The organism is Mesorhizobium sp. M4A.F.Ca.ET.090.04.2.1 (assembly GCF_003999085.1).
Taxonomy (GTDB): domain Bacteria; phylum Pseudomonadota; class Alphaproteobacteria; order Rhizobiales; family Rhizobiaceae; genus Mesorhizobium.
This window is the reverse complement of the sequence record NZ_RZOT01000867.1, coordinates 1-1,265: the sequence shown is the minus strand read 5'-3', so window position 1 is coordinate 1,265 and position 1,265 is coordinate 1. Positions and strand designations below refer to the sequence as shown.

Here is a 1,265-nt window from a genome sequence, read left to right as displayed (position 1 = left end):
CTGATCGATCATGCGCTGCGTGACCACGCGCCAGGGCGACACGCCGACTTCCTTGCCGACGCTGGCCAGAAGCACATCGAGACTGATCGGTTCCACGCTGATGTCCTCCACTTCACCCCCGCCGGCGTTCCGGTCGGACATTCATTCCTTGAACAGGGTCAGCCCATGCTGCACCGACTGGCCGCCGTCGATCGGCAGGATGGCGCCGGTGACATAGCTGCCCGCACGGCTGCACAAATAGAGCGTTGCGCCGGCAATGTCATCCGGCATGCCGATGCGGCCGATCGGAACATGGCCGCCGACATGTTTCGCCTGTTCCTCGGTTCCGGTGGCAAAGGCGGTCATCCGGCTCTGAAAGGGACCGGGGGCGAAGGCGTTGACGGTGATGCGGCGGGCGGCGAACTCGATCGCCAGCGTGCGCGTCAGGTGATGAACCGCGGCCTTGGAGGCGGTGTAGGAATAGGCATCGTCGGCCAGAGGCTGGGTGCCCATCACCGAGCCCAGATTGATCACCCGGGCTGGATCCGCCTCGCTGGCGGCGGCGTCGAGCAACGGCAGCAGTTCACGCGTCAGATGGAAGACACCGGTGACGTTGACGCCGAACACCTTGGCCCAGGCGTGGTAGGGGAACTCTTCCAGCGGCGCCCCCCAGGAGATGCCGGCATTGTTGACCAGAATGTGCAGCTGCTCCGTCCGCGCCTTTACCTCGGCGACGAGCGCGGCGATGCCGGCCTCGCTGGAAATGTCGCCGGCAAAGCCCTCGGCATGCCCCGGGCCGCCGAGGGCGTTGATTTCGCTCGCGACCTTGATGCAGTCCTCCCCCTTGCGGGAGGCGATCATGACACTGGCGCCGGCGCTGACCAGGGCGGTCGCCGCCATGCGGCCGATGCCGGTCGCGGCACCCGTGACCAGCGCGATCTTGCCGGCGACCGAGAACAGCTCGTCCAGATAGCTCATGGCGCTCCCCCGCAATCTCGCCGCAGGCCGAGGCCAGGGGACTCGCCCATGGACTCGCGTTGACAAGGCTAGCCGAAGTACGGTCATCCTTGCCACGGGTAAAGATGCATCCCCGAAAGGACCGGAAGCGATGGCGGACATGAACCTCGGCATGACCGAGCGGCTGAAGCCGATCCACGCGCGCGTCGCGGCGATGGTGCGCGACGAGATCGCGCCGCTCGGCGAGGAATTCCTGGCCGAGATCGGCAAGGGCGGCGACCGCTGGATCTGCACGGGGCGGCAGACCGAAATCCTCGAAGGCCTGAAGA

1 protein-coding gene and 1 pseudogene are annotated in these 1,265 nt (G+C 66.6%); one reads left to right on the top strand and one right to left on the bottom strand.

Annotated features, from left to right (window positions below; translation table 11 throughout):
* Nucleotides 1–141 precede the first annotated feature (141 nt).
* Nucleotides 142–957, bottom strand: coding sequence for an SDR family oxidoreductase (locus EN781_RS32720; protein ID WP_127400732.1), 816 nt, complete (start codon nucleotides 955–957; stop codon nucleotides 142–144).
* 130 nt (nucleotides 958–1,087) lie between these two features.
* On the opposite strand from EN781_RS32720, the pseudogene EN781_RS35680 reads away from it, so the two are divergent.
* Nucleotides 1,088–1,265, top strand: a pseudogene (locus EN781_RS35680) (acyl-CoA dehydrogenase); the annotation flags it as partial.

What these genes read in the sequence shown, in the direction of transcription:
- EN781_RS32720 (WP_127400732.1), bottom strand. Translation starts at nt 957, where the DNA reads ATGAGCTATCTGGACGAGCTGTTCTCGGTCGCCGGCAAGATCGCGCTG.